Origin of the sequence: Marinicrinis sediminis, assembly GCF_042685085.1 — a bacterium.
Taxonomy (GTDB): domain Bacteria; phylum Bacillota; class Bacilli; order Paenibacillales; family KCTC-33676; genus Marinicrinis; species Marinicrinis sediminis.
Genome location: NZ_JBHUMM010000043.1, coordinates 525,473 through 542,627 on the forward strand (window position 1 = coordinate 525,473; position 17,155 = coordinate 542,627).

The 17,155-nt window shown below is 49.6% G+C and carries 17 protein-coding genes; 12 read left to right on the forward strand and 5 right to left on the reverse strand.

What is annotated here, in order from left to right:
- Positions 1-22: 22 nt before the first annotated feature.
- Complete coding sequence (locus ACFSUC_RS16195; protein ID WP_379930670.1) at positions 23-370, reverse strand: hypothetical protein; 348 nt, start codon at positions 368-370, stop codon at positions 23-25.
- A gap of 250 nt (positions 371-620) precedes the next feature.
- Here ACFSUC_RS16195 and ACFSUC_RS16200 point away from each other — a divergent pair, with 250 nt between their 5' ends.
- From ACFSUC_RS16200 to ACFSUC_RS16210, 3 genes are read left to right on the forward strand one after another with little or no spacing between them, the layout of a single operon-like run.
- Entirely contained in the window at positions 621-1,067 is a 447-nt protein-coding gene (locus ACFSUC_RS16200; RefSeq protein WP_379930671.1) for a DUF4912 domain-containing protein, read from the forward strand.
- A 24-nt stretch (positions 1,068-1,091) separates the two neighbouring features.
- Positions 1,092-3,929: a 1,4-alpha-glucan branching protein domain-containing protein gene (locus ACFSUC_RS16205; protein WP_379930672.1), complete on the forward strand. Its 2,838-nt coding sequence runs from the start codon at positions 1,092-1,094 to the stop codon at positions 3,927-3,929.
- Complete coding sequence (locus ACFSUC_RS16210; RefSeq protein WP_379930673.1) at positions 3,926-6,439, forward strand: sugar phosphate nucleotidyltransferase; 2,514 nt, start codon at positions 3,926-3,928, stop codon at positions 6,437-6,439. Before ACFSUC_RS16205 ends, ACFSUC_RS16210 begins: the two co-directional genes overlap by 4 nt.
- A gap of 74 nt (positions 6,440-6,513) precedes the next feature.
- Here the strand turns inward: ACFSUC_RS16210 and ACFSUC_RS16215 are convergent, their stop codons facing one another.
- Both ACFSUC_RS16215 and ACFSUC_RS16220 read right to left on the reverse strand, forming a co-directional pair.
- Positions 6,514-7,584, reverse strand: coding sequence for an FUSC family protein (locus tag ACFSUC_RS16215; protein WP_379930674.1), 1,071 nt, complete (start codon positions 7,582-7,584; stop codon positions 6,514-6,516).
- A 45-nt stretch (positions 7,585-7,629) separates the two neighbouring features.
- The gene (locus ACFSUC_RS16220; RefSeq protein ID WP_379930675.1) at positions 7,630-8,652 is read right to left on the reverse strand and encodes an acyltransferase family protein; all 1,023 of its coding nucleotides are present in this window, start codon (positions 8,650-8,652) and stop codon (positions 7,630-7,632) included.
- Positions 8,653-8,857: 205 nt separating this feature from the next.
- Between ACFSUC_RS16220 and ACFSUC_RS16225 the strand changes: the two genes are divergently transcribed.
- The 5 genes from ACFSUC_RS16225 (at position 8,858) to ACFSUC_RS16245 (ending at position 12,932) form a co-directional block, all read left to right on the forward strand.
- Entirely contained in the window at positions 8,858-9,337 is a 480-nt protein-coding gene (locus ACFSUC_RS16225; RefSeq protein ID WP_379930676.1) for a hypothetical protein, read from the forward strand.
- Between the two features lie 169 nt (positions 9,338-9,506).
- Positions 9,507-10,394: a metallophosphoesterase gene (locus tag ACFSUC_RS16230; protein ID WP_379930677.1), complete on the forward strand. Its 888-nt coding sequence runs from the start codon at positions 9,507-9,509 to the stop codon at positions 10,392-10,394.
- A 2-nt stretch (positions 10,395-10,396) separates the two neighbouring features.
- Entirely contained in the window at positions 10,397-10,936 is a 540-nt protein-coding gene (locus ACFSUC_RS16235; RefSeq protein ID WP_379930678.1) for a GrpB family protein, read from the forward strand.
- On the forward strand, positions 10,929-12,167 hold the full coding sequence (locus ACFSUC_RS16240) for an MFS transporter (protein WP_379930679.1): 1,239 nt from the start codon (positions 10,929-10,931) through the stop codon (positions 12,165-12,167). Before ACFSUC_RS16235 ends, ACFSUC_RS16240 begins: the two co-directional genes overlap by 8 nt.
- A gap of 120 nt (positions 12,168-12,287) precedes the next feature.
- Entirely contained in the window at positions 12,288-12,932 is a 645-nt protein-coding gene (locus ACFSUC_RS16245; RefSeq protein ID WP_379930680.1) for a thiamine diphosphokinase, read from the forward strand.
- Here ACFSUC_RS16245 and ACFSUC_RS16250 read toward each other — a convergent pair.
- Positions 12,929-13,657 (reverse strand): EcsC family protein, encoded by a 729-nt coding sequence (locus tag ACFSUC_RS16250; protein ID WP_379930681.1) that lies wholly within the window; start codon positions 13,655-13,657, stop codon positions 12,929-12,931. The genes ACFSUC_RS16245 and ACFSUC_RS16250 overlap by 4 nt on opposite strands.
- A 106-nt stretch (positions 13,658-13,763) precedes the next feature.
- Here ACFSUC_RS16250 and ACFSUC_RS16255 point away from each other — a divergent pair, with 106 nt between their 5' ends.
- On the forward strand, positions 13,764-14,000 hold the full coding sequence (locus ACFSUC_RS16255; RefSeq protein ID WP_379930682.1) for a hypothetical protein: 237 nt from the start codon (positions 13,764-13,766) through the stop codon (positions 13,998-14,000).
- Positions 14,001-14,017: 17 nt separating this feature from the next.
- Here ACFSUC_RS16255 and ACFSUC_RS16260 read toward each other — a convergent pair whose 3' ends face one another.
- Complete coding sequence (locus ACFSUC_RS16260; RefSeq protein WP_379930683.1) at positions 14,018-14,395, reverse strand: hypothetical protein; 378 nt, start codon at positions 14,393-14,395, stop codon at positions 14,018-14,020.
- Between the two features lie 100 nt (positions 14,396-14,495).
- Between ACFSUC_RS16260 and ACFSUC_RS16265 the strand changes: the two genes are divergently transcribed.
- The 3 genes from ACFSUC_RS16265 (at position 14,496) to ACFSUC_RS16275 (ending at position 16,984) form a co-directional block, all read left to right on the forward strand.
- Positions 14,496-15,665 carry an MFS transporter gene (locus ACFSUC_RS16265; RefSeq protein WP_379930684.1) on the forward strand — a complete coding sequence of 390 codons (1,170 nt, stop codon included), beginning with the start codon at positions 14,496-14,498 and terminating at the stop codon, positions 15,663-15,665.
- A gap of 3 nt (positions 15,666-15,668) precedes the next feature.
- Positions 15,669-15,980, forward strand: coding sequence for a hypothetical protein (locus ACFSUC_RS16270; RefSeq protein WP_379930685.1), 312 nt, complete (start codon positions 15,669-15,671; stop codon positions 15,978-15,980).
- Positions 15,981-16,138: 158 nt separating this feature from the next.
- The gene (locus ACFSUC_RS16275; protein WP_379930686.1) at positions 16,139-16,984 is read left to right on the forward strand and encodes a DegV family protein; all 846 of its coding nucleotides are present in this window, start codon (positions 16,139-16,141) and stop codon (positions 16,982-16,984) included.
- Positions 16,985-17,155: the final 171 nt, after the last annotated feature.

Sequence of the window (17,155 nt, forward strand, 5' to 3'; positions counted from 1 at the left end):
CTGCTTACTTGGTGTTTGCTGCCTACTTGATACGAGTCAGGACGAATCCGCTGATGATCAGGAACAGTCCGGCGAATGTTTTCCAGGTGGGAATTTCTTTCATAAACAAATAGCCCATAATCAGAATCATGCCTATTTCGATGCCTTTCGTGAGCGTAAGCGTAAAGGTCAACTGTCCACTTGCTTTGAAAATCCATTTGATTCCGAATCCGATCAGCACATTGGAAAGAAAAAACAATGGAATCATCTTGAGCTGGAAACGAAGGGTAAGCCAGAAGTCAGGATCGATATATTTGCTCTGGAAGGAAAATATACCGTTGATAACCGATAATCCGATGACCAGACAAGTCATGCCATACAGCCAGATCATACGTTCGTCTCCTTACTGTGTTGTTGTCGAGGCATGTGCAGGCCATCCTCCAGGTTAGTGTCACCGATCATGTCTGCTTTCATGAAAAATGCTTTCCCCCGAAGAAGGAGCCCGCATCAAGCTTGGTCATGGCGCAAATCTTTGAAAACAAATCGGGAATCTCGCGTTCTCATCTCAAAATTGGTGACGGGCAAGTATAGATTGAATCTTTCGACCATATAATGAATGGAATAGAAAGGAGGGAGAGACGTTGGAAGAGAACCGAATCTGGATGATGCCCAAATCACCGACTTGTCTGTTTGTGTATTGGGATCTCACTCAGGAGACAAAAGAGATGCTCCAGGAATATTTCGAGACCGACTGGATGAGGCTTCACAAGCGTCTGCGTCTGCATGATGTGACGGGCATGGACTTCCATGGGGATGCTTCGAATCAGGTATGGGATTTAGAGATAAGAGATAATGAAAGCTATTGTTTTCTATCGGATTTGAAAGCAAATCGGTCATACGGGATGGATTATGGTGTCGTGAACCGGGACGGAAACTGGATTGCCATTATGAGATCGAATGTGGTTGGCTTGCCTCCCGACGGCGTGTGCACGGACGAGACAGAATCAGCAAGCAAGCGGGTACTGAAGACTCAGCCTGAATGGCTGGATCAATTTACAGGTTATTCGCTGATCGAACAGAAGCTATAGAGAATAGGAGAATGGCGAGAACTCATGGGACGATTGAATCTGGTGCTGCATACTCACCTGCCTTATGTTTTTCATCACAAGGATGAGCATGCCATAGAAGAGAGATGGTTGTTCGAGGCATTGACGGAGTCATATTTACCCTTATTGATGAGTCTGGATCAGTTGAGCAAGGAGAATGTTGCTTTTCGCATTACGATGTCGATGACCCCGCCCCTGTTAACCATGCTGGCGATGGAGGAACTGCATGAACGGTATCAGCAGCATTTGGACAATCTGGAGAAGCTGCTTTTTCACGAACTCAGCAAGACGGATGCGTCATCCAGTCTGTCTGCGCTTAGACAATGGTACTGTCAACGGATACAGGATATCAGATATTACTATGAACATACCTTACATACGGATGTGCTTCAGCATTTTCGAGACCACTGGGAGCAGGGCAATCTGGAACTGATTACGTCTTCTGCGACGCATGCCTTCCTTCCTTATATTCAGACAGAGGAAAGCAGAAGGGTACAGATTGCGTATGCCGTGAGCGTGCATGAAAGGCTGCTCGGCAGCAAACCGAGGGGGATTTGGCTGCCGGAATGCGGCTATGTGCCGGAACTGGATCATCTATTGTGTGAATATGGACTGGATTTCTTTTACACAGATGCCCATGCGCTGCTTCATAGCCGACCTCAGCCGCCAGCCGGATTATATGAGCCCGTCCAGACACCAGCGGGCATCCATGTATTTGCAAGAGACGGCGAATTGTGCAAACAGGTGTGGTCCGCGACAGAAGGTTACCCGGGAGAATCCCATTATCGGGAATATTATCGAGATGTCGGATTTGATGCGAGCGATGCCGAGATTGCGCCGTTTATGCATCCGAGTGGTGTAAGACTGAATACAGGACTGAAATATTATCGCATCACGGGAAAAACCCCGGACAAGGACATATATGATCCGCAAGTCGCAGCCTGTAAAGTCTCTGAACATGCCTATCATTTCGTTTCCATGCTCGATCGGAAAGCGGAAACGTTACGCACCAGTGGAAGCAGGCATGGCGGATGTATGACGGCCTCATTTGATACCGAATTATTTGGCCACTGGTGGTTTGAGGGTGTGCAGTGGATCGAGCAGGTGTGCCGTCACCTTGCACGGAACGACAAGCTACAGATGACAACCGCTGTCCTGGAATTGAAAGAACAGCCTGAATCTCATGTCAGTGAGCTTCATTTCTCAAGCTGGGGACGCGGCGGTTACGGTGATGTGTGGCTCGGGAAGGACAATTGCTGGATATATAAAGAGCTGCACAGGATGGAGCAGCAGATGATTGAACAGGCCAATGCCTGTGAAGGACCGACGAAATGGGAGCGGCGCATACTGAACCTCATGGGAAGGGAACTATTGCTTGCCCAGAGCAGTGACTGGGCTTTTATTATAGATAATCAGACAACCGTGCAATACGCGAAGCGTCGCATGGAACAGCATAAGGAAAGATTTTGGCATTTGCAGCGTATGTTTGCGGGAGCAGCAGAAGCAGATGAAGTTGTCCTTGATCTGTATGATGACGAGGATCAGTTCGGAAAAGGCTTGCAGTATGAAGCTTTTCGGACTCGTGACCATCATAGCCTGCGTGCTCATTCGAGAGAAGCTCATCCCGTTTCTTCTGTTTCCTCAGTACGGAATACCATCTTGATGTTGTCGTGGGAATTTCCTCCGCTGACAGTAGGGGGATTGTCCAGACATGTCTTCGATCTGTCGACGGAATTAGTCAGGCAGGGAATCGATGTTCACGTCATTACATCAGGAGCGGACACGTGGCCAGTCTATGAAGTGATGAATGGTATTCACGTTCATCGGGTAAGCACACCACGGCAACCGGACATTCATTTTCTGGACTGGGTGCTGCAACTCAATATTGCCATGGTCGAGAAGGCCAAACAATGCAGGTTGGGAGGAGGGCCTGCCGTCCTGATTCATGCTCATGACTGGCTGGTCTCCTATGCGGCTAGGCAATTGAAGAAACGGATGAATCTGCCTCTGATCGCGACGATCCATGCCACGGAGCATGGGCGAAATCAAGGCATCTTCACTGAACTTCAGCACAAAATCTCCGAACAGGAGTGGAGGCTGTGCATGGAGGCAGATCAAGTGATCTGCTGCAGTAAGTACATGGAACAGGAAATCCGTCGTATTTTTTCACTGCCAGGTGACAAGCTTCACGTCATTTATAACGGTATCGAAGTCGCAAACCTTCAGGTCGATATGGATGAGAGTTCAAATGACTGGCCGATTGCCGAAGAGGACCTGGTCATTCTCTTCATTGGCAGACTGGTCCGGGAAAAAGGCGTTGCAACTCTAATAGAGAGCGCAGAGAAAGTATTGCAGCGCGAGCCTAGGGCAAAATGGATTGTCGCAGGAAAAGGTCCGATGCGAGAGCAATGGATGCATGAAGTGAGACAACGGCAGCTGGAAGCGCATTTCTGGTTTCCCGGATTTGTCGATGATCAGACCCGCAATCGCCTGCTGCTTCGCACACAATTATGTGTATTTCCAAGCTATTATGAACCATTCGGGATCGTTGCACTGGAGGCGATGGCTTCCCGCATACCGGTCATTGTGTCTCAAACAGGCGGTTTACAGGAAATTATTTCTCATGGTGTGGACGGGATGACAGTGACACCAGGGATGGCGGATGATTTGGCTGAGGCTACGCTCACCCTGTTGCACCATCCGGTTTATCGCGATCAGCTTGCCCAGGCAGGCTATGAAAAGGTGCTTCACACCTACAGTTGGCAGCAGATTGCAAGAGATACGATGAACGTTTATGAAAGGGTCTGGAATCGAGAACCAGTGTCTGGAGGGATGTCGAGATGAAAGCAGTAATTATGGCAGGCGGCAAAGGAACGAGACTGCGCCCGTTAACGAGCAATACACCCAAGCCGATGGTCCCCTTGCTGGATCGACCTGTGATGGCATACATCATCGATCTGCTCAAGAAGCATGATATTACAGACATTGCGGTGACCATGCAGTACATGCCGGAACAGATCAAGAATTATTTCGGAGATGGAAGTGAGTTCGGGGTCCATCTCTCTTATTTTCAGGAAGAAGTACCGCTAGGTACTGCGGGCAGCATCAAGAATGCGGAAGATTTTCTCGATGAACGTTTTATCGTGATCAGCGGAGACGCTTTGACCGATTTCGACCTTAGTCAAGCGATTGAATTTCATGCGCAAAAACAGGCACTGGCCACTCTCGTACTCACACAGGTCGCCCATCCTCTCGAATTTGGTGTGGTCATGACGGATGAAGATGGCGCCATTTATCGCTTTTTGGAAAAGCCGACGTGGAGTGAGGTTTTCAGTGATACGGTGAATACCGGCATTTATATTTTAGAACCTGAAACGCTGAAATGGATGAATGAGCATGAACCGATGGATTTCAGCAAAGATTTGTTTCCGATGCTTCTTCAGCATCAGCAGCCGTTATATGGGTATGTGGCAGAGGGATACTGGTCGGATATTGGCAGTGTAGAACAATATCGTCAGGCACATTGGGATCTTCTGGAGGGTAAAGTGGAGGCGGCGATTACCGGATTGCAAGTAAAGCCGGGGATTTGGATCTCTCCAGAGGCAGATATCAGTCCCGATGTTTCCGTCAAAGCTCCCGTCTGGATCGGAAGTGATGTCATTGTAGAGCCTGATTGCATGATTGGTCCGCGCGCGGTGCTGGGGAACGGTTGTATTGTGAATCAGGGCGGTGTCATCGAATCCGCCATCTTATGGGAAGACGTATTCACGGAAGGCCATAGTGAAGTCAAGGGGGCGACCATCGGTAAAAACTGCCTCATCAGAACCAATGCTTGTGTTATGGAGCATGCCGTTATCGGCGATCATTGCCAAGTGGGACGAAACAGCCGGATTCACCCGCAAGTTAAAATATATCCATACAAATTTATTGATCATCAAAGTGAGATCAGGCAGTCCATCCTGTGGCAGGATGCCAGAAAGTATCATCTGTTTGGAGACAAAGGCATCGAGGGACAGCTTCTGGTTGATCTGTCACTCGGTATGCTTCAGCGTCTGGCGTGTGCGATTGCCTCCGTTCTTCCAAAAGGAGCACGAGTCCTGCTGGAACATGACAAACAGACGACGCCGAAACTGGCTATCGATGCACTGAAAATGGGTCTGTTGGCTTCCGGCATTCATCTCATCACGGGCAAGGGCGCTTCTCTTCCAGCCGTCAGACATCAGGTGGTATATCAACGGACGGATTTTGCCATTTACGCCTATCAGTCTGATTTCCAGCAACAGCGCCTTCGGCTAGAACTGCTGGACAAAGAGGGCTTGCCGATTCCCAAAAATCAGGAACGCCAAATCCAAAGTGCATTCGATCATGAGCAGTTTCGGCAAATTGGTCATGATGAGGTCGGCAGAGAGTTGATCGAAGTAGACAGTATGCTTCCTTACTGGAATGCGATGGAAGCAGCCAGTCGGATATGCACCGGCCATCGTGACAAATTTGAGCTTCTGTCTGGTGGTATGGATGGGAAAAGGCAGTGGATCATGGTTTGTGAGGAGCAGGGGAAGCTGAATTTGCATGGCCGTGCGGTCGCCAGACTTGCTTCCCGGTGGATCTCCTATCCGGTCACCTCGATCTCACCGCTAGGAAAGAGTGAAACGGAAATACCTGCTATGATAAAGGCCATTCACGCTCAGGGAGCGCTGATATGCGGAAATGACGGAACGCTGAAAGGGATATGCAATGAGCGCGGTGAATGGCTGGAAGAACAGGAACTGCTGCTGATTCAGTTGATGGTGTATCTGCACATGACCGAAGAAAGCGAACTGACGATTCCGGTGAACATGCCCGACATTCTGGAAGAGTGGGCGCGGTTAGCCGGTAAGAAGGTACATAAAGGCAAAGCCGATTATCGCGCTCAGGTGAGAGCAGGGAAGAATGGCTCCTTTTTCTTGTATCATGATGTCATGTATTTTTCCATTGGTCTTGATCGTCTTCTGACTGACAGAGACGTCTCGATCTCTGCGGTGCTGGAAGGTGCCCCGGACTTTGTCTGGCTGAAGCGGCAGGTGGCATGCAGCTGGACAGACAAAGGCAAAGTGATGCGTTTTCTGATGAGGGAAACCAAAGGCAAGCCGGTGGAATTGATCGACGGGATCAAATTTATGGAGGAAGATGGCTGGACACTGGTTCTTCCTGAAGAAGACCAGTCCGGATTTCATTTATATGTGTATGCCCAGACACGCGAACAGGCAGAGCAATTGGCGAGAACGTATTCCCGGAAAATTATTCAGTATCGCAAATTGCCACTGCATGATCAACCTGCCTTGATTCAGTCCTGGCCGGATGAGCTGAACGCATAATTGCAAAAGGCTGTAGCACGGTTCAGTGCTACAGCCTTTGTGGTCTTCACAGATGAATGTCATAACGTACTCACCTATACCGTACGGACAGAAGATTCACCAAGCGGATGAAGTCCTTCCAGAAGTCGATAGATCGCCAGCAGCTCATACGCGATCGAGGCTTCCTTGGAAAAGCTGGATGGATCATGGTCTGTCCCGCCCGTATGATCGTGAACGAGATGCATCAGGTTGACTCGACAGGCTGCATCGAGCGCATTTTCCTGGACAGGTCTCGACCATGCATCCTGCAGAAGCTGGTTGGAGATGGCTTCCCAGGCTTGCCAGATGCACGTCTCTTCATCCCTAGAACAGGCCACTTGCTTGTCTGTGGAGAGGGTGATGAAGTCACCGGTATGAAAGGCCACACTGTACAAAATGTGCACATTTTGCTGGATGCGCTTCAGTTCCCTGATCTCGGCAGGCGCTGTACGATGGTAGCGATACTCCTGAAACTGGAACTGCACGAGGTTCATGCAGCGATCAATTTCTTTTAGCAGCGATTGATGGCTGCGGTTCAATTGCATGCGGCTGCCGGACTGCTTCAAATGATAGTCCAGACATTTTTCCAGAAGCTGATGGGTTTGGTGAAAAATATTTTGATAGGCTTTCCGGACAGCCTGCTGAAAATTGGGAGGGAAAATGAGAAAGTTGACGAGGATGGAAATCACGATTCCGGTAGAGGTTGTCCCCAATCGCACGAAGAAGTTAAGCAGATAATGGGTCTCGGTCATCGTGATCATGTTTACCGCCGTCAAGGTGGCGACAATGATCGCATCATCCCACTTGAACAGATGGCAGAAGTATATAGTGAAAAAGGCAGACAGCGCATAGGCTAGTGGCGTTTGGCCGAGGGCTGCATCGAGACCCATGGCAATCGCGGCACCCATCGCTGCTGCCGGTAGTCTGATTTTTCCTTTTTGAATGGAGGCATTGACGGTTGGCTCAACGGTAACGATAGCGGCAATGACGGCAAAGATGACCGGCCACCCGAAGAATTGACAAACGGAGGCCGTAATAAATACGGACAAGGCCGTTTTAATCAGTCTTTTTCCTGTTAATGCGGACAGCCATTTCAATCCGTACAACATGGATGCTCCCTTCGTCACGCAATCTGTTCTGCATCGAAATGCAGGGTTCCGAAGGATATTGTATCATACTCCGCGCGGCTTCGCTTCATCCCCGTGTCTCCATTTCAGACCCAGCTGAAACAGCCAGCCCGGCTCTACGACATAATGCAGGCTTCTTTTCACCTGCGGGCGGGAGAGCAGCCAGACAAGCAGCCACGCTGCGGCGGGCACCATCCAGGCCATCATAACGGGTGACAGCGGTTGGAGCAATTGGAGCGCCAGTATCGTCTTGACGACGGAGGCGTGCAATAAATAAACGAAAAACGTTTGCTTCCCGCTATCATGCAGGAAGTCGGACTGACCTCTTACGATTGCAATCAGACAGACGCCGGTCAAAAGCTGAATGCCATACATTGCGACTCGCATGAACACGCCGGAGCCGATGGATAAACCGAGCTGCTCATAATTCCACTGTCCGGACAACCAGGCCACCTCTGTGACAGTCAGGAATAAAACAGAAATGAGCAGGAACAAGATCCAGCGCAGCCAGATCGGGGGCTTCTCCCTTAGAAACGCTAGTACACGGGACATCGTTTTGCCCGCTCCCACGTTGCTGGCAAGTTGGGCGCCAAGTAAATAAAACGGGAAGAAGTAGATCATTTTTTGAAGGGAGAACCAGCCTCCAGTATCGGGTACCATCCCGATCAGGCAACTGGTGCATATGGCCAGTACAAAAGGGAAACGATATCGGATAACGGCCGCGAGCAGCAGGCGCCAGAAAAAGTGGCTGAATAAAAACCACAAGAAGCTGTAAGGGATAAAGAAGGAGTAGGCTCCTTCATGCATATGAAAGAACACGACATCCAGCAAGCAATAAACAGACTGGAAAACGACGTAAGGAAACAGGATGATGAAGGAAAGCTTTAGAAAAGATTCTTTGCCGGCAAAATAGCCGGTGACAAGCACAAACAGTGGAATATGAAATAAATAGATCCATTCATACAAATAAGCGATGAGAGCAGATTCGGAAGCAGCCTGCTCCCACAGATTTGCAGTGACTACAAAAAAGATGAGAAAATATCGAACTTGTATGAGCAGCCGGGGCATGACATTCACCTCTTCAGGAAGCATTGGATTTGGTAAAGGATTCAATGAACTGTTGCTAATATAAAGGTATCAGACCCCGAATCAGCCTCATGTGAAAAATATCACAGATGAAGCGTTCTCATTGTTTTAAAATCATGACAAGAGATCAAACATGATGTAAAGCAATTGGCATCACGTTTACCCAATATGGAGGAGGGGACCAGACATGGTGGATGGAACTGTGATCATGCCTGCCGAAGAGAAGCAAGCCCAGATTGAGCATTGGATTCGAATGAAACGGGAACAGATTGCGTTGCTGGATGAGCTGTCCAATCTGGAACGGTTGTATGAAAGACTGGATCTGGAAGGAAATAATCCGAAACTGAAGATCGGACAAATGGTCGGTCGGTTGCAGCATTTTATGCAGTCTCTGCAAGCCCACATGGATTGGATGAACATGCAGTTCAAGAAACAAAATTTCGGAACGAATACACACCAATATGAAAAGGTATGGCATAGTGAAAGTTTGATGATGGTCAACATGATTGACAGTGCTATCGCCTGTTTTGATCGTCTGCTGCAAGCTACTGAGCTTACCGGAGGCCCGACCTGCTTTGCCGATATTCAACAGGTACGACGCATTTTATCTCAGCAGTCTGTCAGACTCGAGCAGATGCAGCCCATGCCCTTCCACCTTTCTCAATAGCAGCATGACAACCTGAATCCATCTATTCGTAGCGGAAAGCCCTTGTATCTCCTTGTCCCGTTCACACCAGTGGTGAGAGCGTTGGAGATAAAAGGGCTTTTTCTGGTTGGATTGTCTTTCCTCAAACATGATATGATAGGATGGATTCTGATTTGAAGGAGAATGAAGCTTGAATGCCAAACGGATGACAAGACGGGCATTTATGAAACGGCTTGCCGTAATTGGGACCGCAGCTGCTGCGCTGAATGCCGGATACGCCTTTGCCATTGAGCGAAGCTGGCTGCGTGTTCATCATATACAGCTCACGCTGGATAAGCTTCCGAAAGCCTTCCATGGCTTGCGGATTGTTCATTTCAGTGATTTGCATCTCGGTTTTTTTCTGGGTGCGGATCATTTCGGAATGATTGCGGAGCGGATTCAATCGCTTCAAGGCGATATGATTTGTTTTACCGGAGATTTAATGGATCGCAGTATAGATCAGCGCAAGGCAACACGCCTCAGTGAGGAAACGGGCGAGATTTGGAGCCGATTAAACGCGCCGTTGGGGAAGTTTGCAGTGCTTGGCAATCATGATTATTCACATCACTATCCCACCGTTACTTCCCTCTTGCATGCATCAGGCTTTCAGCTATTGCAAAACAAAGTGGTGCGCGTTTCCAGCAAAGGGGATGCCATGACGATATGCGGGCTGGAAGATGCACTGAGCGGACAGCCGGATTCGGCTCTGTGGCTACGAGAGCACCGGGACAGTTTTCGCTTGCTGTTGCTGCATGCCCCTGATTATATTGAGCAGTTGAAGGATGAGCGCCGTCAATCGGTATATGCAGATTTGCAACTGTCCGGCCACAGCCATGGCGGACAAATTCGGTTGCCTCTGCTGGGCGCGGTGATCAATCCGCCGCTTGGCAAGGTGTATCAGGACCATCTCTATCAACCCGGACATCAACAGTATATTTATACGAGCCGGGGCATCGGCACGACACGTTTGCCATTTCGGTATTTATGCCGGCCCGAAATTGCCCTGATCGAACTTCATCGTGGAAAGGACGGGGTCTGATTATGAAGCGAATGCTTGTTTTACAATCTTATCAGCCAGCATGGGCCAGCCTCTTCGAATCTGAGGCTGTCATCCTGCGGAGAATATGGGGGAGTGAGTGCCTGGAGATTCATCATATCGGCAGTACGTCCATATCGACGGTGCCTCTGGCCAAGCCAATTATCGATCTGCTGGCCGTGGTAAAGGACGTGAGCTTTATGGATTTATTCGAGGAAGATTTGTCTTACGCCGGGTACACCTCGAAAGGCGAGAACGGCATTTCAGGAAGAGCCTATTTTGTAAAAGGGGGCTTTCATCGCACACATCATTTGCATGTCTTCGAGCAGGGACATCCTCACATCCTGCAGCATCTCGCCTTCAAGCAATACCTGCTGGCCCATCCGAGGGAAGCGGAACGATACGGACGCTGGAAACAGGAATGGATGGAGCAGCATGGAGATGATGCCAACGCCTATGCGGCAGACAAGCAAAAAGTGACAGACCCCATTTTACGAAGAGCGCTGTTGTGGGCGGATCAGACTGGTGGTCGTCCATATGCGTGATCATCAACGCTTTTTTATATATGCTTGTGTATGTTATTTGTTTATCGGGTTTGGCCATGTCGGGATCGGATCGGTGATGCCCCAGATGCTCAGCAGTTACCAGGAGCAATACGGGGACGGTGGATGGCTCGTATCCATGCAATTTCTCGGTTTTCTTGTCGGTGTACTTATCGCACCGTACTGGGCCCATATCCAGTCCAAGACAAGCATCCTGATGATCAGTATCGCGGCGATGAGTCTGACCTCAATCGTGTATGCTCTTCACCTGGGATGGTCCTATACGCTGCTGGCCGCTCCCTTTGGGGGATTTGGACTGGGTGTGATTGAAACGATGATTGGGGCACTGGTCATTCAGTTGTTCGCCTCTCGCAAAGCGGTCAAGATGAGTCAGATTGAGGTTTTCTTCGGGGTGGGCGCCCTGATTTTGCCACTCTGTGCCGGCCTGCTTATTCGGATTGATCTCTGGTACGCTGTTTTTCTCATTACGGCTTCGCTGGGTATGCTGCTATGGCTTGTGACACGACCTGTCATGCATCGGATCGGACAGGCTGCCCGGACTGAGGATAGCGCTTTAGTTCGGACTGAAGAAAGCGCTGCGGCAACAGAGGATCGTCCGTTTGTTGGAACCTGGACGGTCTTGCGTTCCTCCTATCGTTTGCTGATCTGGTTCTGTCTATATTTTATGCTCTATGTCGGTCTGGAAATTAGTCTGGTCAGCTTCATGCCATCGATGGTCCTGGAGAAAAGTGCGGCATCCGAATCGATCGCAGCTTTTTCGGTCACGTTCTTCTGGATCACGATGTCGATTGGACGGATGATCGCAGGTTATCTGTCTGAGGCAACCTCCTACCTGGGTTATTTGCTTGCCAGTGCGGCAGGCACGGGGGTGGGGCTGCTGGGTATGGCGATGTCCAATCATTATACCTGGCTCCTGGTCTCCATTCTGTGGATCGGGCTGTGCATGTCCGGCATGTTTGCCATTGGTCTCGTTGCCGCCAATGAGGCCGTCCAGGGTTATCCCGATCAGGTCATCAGTCTGATGATCGCATCCGGCGGAATCGGGGGTTCCATTCTTCCCCTCTTGCTCGGAAACAGTCTGGAGAGAGCAGGGACGGGCAACAGTTTGATGCTGCTTGGCTTGACTACCTTATTCATGCTGGCAATGCTCTGGATTCCGTCTCAATGGCTGCGGAAAAACAGGAGAAAAGGGCAGGCGGTCAAGACCGGATAACTTGAACACTTAGGTGAGATGGATATATGATGCATGTCACGAAGATGGATGTCTCAAGCATGAGGAAAGGTGAACGATAAGAATACATGAAAAGAACACGATGGAGGGGAGTGCATAAGCGTGAGGCGAGTAGTCATTGTAACCGGAGGTTCTTTTGAACCTGAATTGCTCGGTCAGCTTCAAGAAGGGGACTGGCTGATCGGCGCTGATCGCGGGGCGTTACATCTGATCGAGCATGGATTTCGCCCCAAGTTGGCCGTAGGAGATTTCGATTCAATTTCGGAAAGGGAGCTCGAGCAAGTGAGAGAGGGCAGTGAGAAATGGCTCACCTGTGATCCGATCGATAAAAATGAGACCGATACCGAGCTGGCGTTCCGGCATGCCCTTGCCTGGGAGCCAGATGAAGTGGTCATCATGGGTGCACTTGGTACCCGCTTTGATCATAGTCTGGCGAACGTACATGTCCTCGTTGAGGGGACGGAGAGGAACGTTCGGTGCCGTCTGCTAGATACCCATAATCAAATATGGCTAGTGAAGGATGAATTGCATCTTCAACGTGCCGATTGTAGCCATTTTTCCTATATTTCCTTGCTGCCGCTGACCTGGACGGTGACAGGCATTGATTTGGAGGGATTTGAATATCCGCTCCACAATGCGACATTGAAGATTGGTCAGTCTCTCGGCATTAGCAACAGACTCCAGAAGGATGAGGCGTTTGTTCGCCTTCGAGACGGCTTGTTGCTGGTGATTCAGAGTCGGGACTAGCGATTATTTACGGACAGGTAGCGGGATTGATAGCTGCAGATCGCATTGCGTCCCAGCTCCTTGGTCAAGCCGTCATTGGCCCACGCTCCGACGACGGCGCCAATACCCGGGAGCAGCTGCAGCAGCTTGCGCAAATCCATCGAGTCTCGATATTCTTGCTGAAAAGTCTGCCAGTCCGGCTCTGAAATCGTCGTATCTGGTTGCCAGTGACGAATCGTATGAAAAATGCGGTTACGGGTTTGGCTGCTCGAATACGTCAATTGAAACACATGCAGAATAAACAGCCTTTCACGATAAGAACGGGTCTCAAAGCCATACAGCGGAGCCAACTCAAACAACATATTCATCTTGATGGCAAGCAGAGCTGGAAAGTCTACCATGCCAAGGATGATCCCGCCTGCCCCAGTGGCGGCCCCCTCTGTCGCTGCGATTTTGCGATATTTTCCGATGACAAGCTTGGCCTGTTCATCGCGCTCATACAAGGAGAGGGAAGGATCTGCAATCGGCTTGGGTATGAACTGGGCGCCGGTTAACACCGATTTAACCATTCCTTTGATCGCCGAAGTTAGTGCGTCGTGGGCTTTTTGCGGTATCCATCTGTTTATTTTACGGCTTAATCCCTGAGAAGCTCGGGAGAGTGGGGAGTCGGATGCCCGAATCTCATTTTCCCAAGTCAGCAAATCTCGTCGCACCCTTTTCTCATAGTACGTGCTCCAATCTTCCATGGCTTCCCCCTCGTCTGTCCATTGTACTTTTTGACAGTCATTTATTTATGTACCTATACGTGCTATGATGATTGAAGTTTCAGGACAGGTAGGAGGGGGAAAAGGAATGATTCCTTATAACCATACATGGCCTTATGAGAAAATGATGGGAGATTACTACGTTTCAGCCTGCCCATCCTGTGAGGCCGAGCACATTTTACTGCCGCTAAAGGCAAAAGACGTCAAGGAAATTCAAACAGGCAAGAAGCACTGGCTGGTCATGCCATGCTGCAATCATCGCTTTTATGTGATGGACATGGATGACGATTATTTGCTTGCCGATATACCTTTGCGTCGAAAATAGGAACGTTTCATATAGATTCAGTGAAGATCAGGCATGTTCCGAAGTGGCTTGATGCTGTAATTGGCTCTGGCGGTTTGAATATAGAGATGGTCGGGCATGATCTCACAACGATGAACTTCATCGAGAGGGATCACGTAAATTTGACCAGGCAATGGCGCATGAGGCAAATACGTCTGAACGTAGGATTGATGCGTGTCAAACATGCCATATCCGTGTAAATACAAAGCATGACTGGCCAAATAGCTATCCTCGTCATGCGGGTCAAGCGCCGTGAATGTGACTTTATCCAGATGCAGAATGAGATGATCGAGATCCTCCGATTCATATTTGCTGATCTGAACAGTTTTGCCGCTATATTGCCGGCTCCATTCCATCATTTCTGCGATTGGAATCATAGCTGCCTCCTGTACAAATATCGGGATTTAGAGTATTACGGACATACTTTTGCCTGATCTTCTTTTGTTTATTCAATCTCTGGAAGGAAAGACATTCATCATGACGACTCACAGCTTAACTCCTTCACGAATTATCATTCTGATTGTTGCCGTTGTGTTTACCGGAATGAGCCAGGGCCTGCTGCTTCCGATGCTGTCCCTCATTCTGGAACAGGAGGGGGTCTCCTCCGGAGTTAACGGCCTCCACGCGGCATCCCTGTATGTCGGGGTTTTCCTGGCGATGTTTGTGGTGGAACGGATTGTACGCACATATGGATACAAGAGATCCATCTCACTTGGCTTTGTCATTGTACTGATCAGTTGTCTGATCTTTCCACTCTACCCGTCCATGTTGGTATGGGTCATACTGCGACTACTGGTCGGCATTGGTGACAGCCTGCTCCACTATGCCACGCAGCTATGGATCGTCTCCGCCAGCCCGAAGGAAACCAGGGGACGCAATATCGCTTTTTACGGGATGTCCTATGCGATTGGTTTCAGTCTGGGACCACTCGGGATTAACCTGCTAGATATTGCCATGTGGCTTCCGTTTGTGACGATGGCCGTTTGTCTGTCTGTGGCCCTGGCGCTTATGCAATTGCTCCCTCATGATTATCCGGAACCGGAAGAGCGAAGAGGGGTGGCCGGGGAAACGAAGCAAGCGTATGGCCGAATCTATCGTCTGGCCTGGTTCGCATTGTTGCCGGCTCTGATGTTTGGCTATATGGAGGCAAGTCTAAACAGCAATTTCCCGGTGTATGGCTTGCGCACAGGTTTGACCGAACAGTGGATATCCGTTCTGCTGCCAGCTGTCGGCGTAGGCAGTCTTGTCCTGCAGATTCCGCTCGGCATCGCCTCGGATCGCTGGGGACGCAAGAAATGGCTTGTCAGTTCAGGTGGAATCGGCGGTTTGGCCTTTCTCAGTGTGCCGTTCATGCCTAATGAGTGGGCATTGCTTGCCTGTTTGGCTCTGGCGGGTGGCTTTGTGGGATCATTTTTCTCGTTAGGTCTTGCGTACGCGGCGGATCTGCTGCCCCGATCACTGCTGCCAAAGGCAAATATTGTCGCCTCGATTCATTTCAGCATCGGGAGCATAATCGGTCCGAATCTGGGCGGAATGGGCATTCAGTGGATTCATCCGGCTTCCATGTTCCTGATGCTGGGCGGAATGTACATCCTGTTTGTCAGCTTAGGGCTGTGGCACCGATCTGTTCAAATAAAAGGAGGGTAACCGTTGATTGCATACGGAGCAGAAGAAATGAAAGATATGCGCATTGATGCCATTCGTCCAAATTGGGAGATTCGAAATGACTATTACGTGGATATCACGTGTACATTATGGGTAAAGGATGAAGAAGAGCATCTGTACGAGTACGACTATACGGCCCTGGTCATTTGCACGCATGAAGGCCAGATACTGGACATGACGCCTCAGTTCGATGGGATGGACTGTGAGCTGCAATTTACGCCGTTCGAGAAAGACCGGATCAAGCAGCTTCTTCTCGCAGACCCAGACATTCAGAATCGTTGGCCTGCAAAACGTTGAGTGTTCTCCACATGTGTTCCCGTAATGACGCCGCATAAGAGGGACCGGATTCCGAGATGAATTTGTCTGTAATTGTCGAATCCTGTAGTCTTGAAAGCCGCATTACGGTATAATGTACGAATAGAAAATATGGAATTTGGCAGAAATGAGTGAGTGACATGACAGTGAAAATTGTAACAGATGGTGCGGCAGACTTGCCGATCAAGCTGCTGGACACAATGGATATTAAAGTCGTGCCTTTAACGGTGCATTTCGATGACTACGTAACGGACTCCAATGAAGACAACCGGCTATTCTATGAGCGCATGAAAAATGCCAAGAATCTCCCGAAAACATCCAGTCCGTCTCCCCTTCAGTTTGTGGAAGCGATCGCCCCCTTGCAGTCAGATGTCATTGTTCTGTCCTTGTCCTCTGCACTGAGCAGTACGTATCAAAATGCGCTGATCGCAAAAGAAATGCTGGAAGAGGATGGCTACGCCCACAAGGTGGAAGTGATTGATTCGAAAACCGCTTCCATGGGCCTGGGTCTGATCGTGCTGAAAGCGGCTCGTCTCGCAACGGAAGGTCTGCAACGGGCAGAGCTCCTTCGATATGTGACCGAACAGGTCAAACTGACTCGAACGTATTTCTTTCTGGATACATTGGAAAATGTCATCAAGGGTGGAAGACTGGATCGCGTGAAAGGAAAGATTGCATCGGTACTGAACATTAAACTGCTGATGCGGGCTAGTGAGGAAGGCGCCGTTGAAGTGATGGAGAAAATACGTGGCAGCCAAAACGCGATCAAACGGATGGTAGACAAGATTGGTGAGGTCAAGGTTGATTTTGAGAAAGCCGTACTCGCTATAGCGCACAGCAACGATGAAGGAAAAGCGAAGGACTTGCTGGAAATGATCAAGCAAAAGTATCCGTTCAGGGAGATCATTATTTCTGAAATGGGTCCTGTCATCGGTACGTATGCGGGTGAAGGCGGACTGCTCGTTACTTACAGTGACCGGGATTGACAGTCACCCGGATTGTGGCAAAATGAAGGGAGCCATGGAGCGTCCATAGCGGAACAGGAAAAGACCGAGTCAGGCAAGGGATGAGAGAATTCGTGAGATCACGTTTCTCGTCCCTGACCCTTCCTCGGTCTTTTTTGATGTCTTGTGTCTGGGCTATTCGTTTCATACATT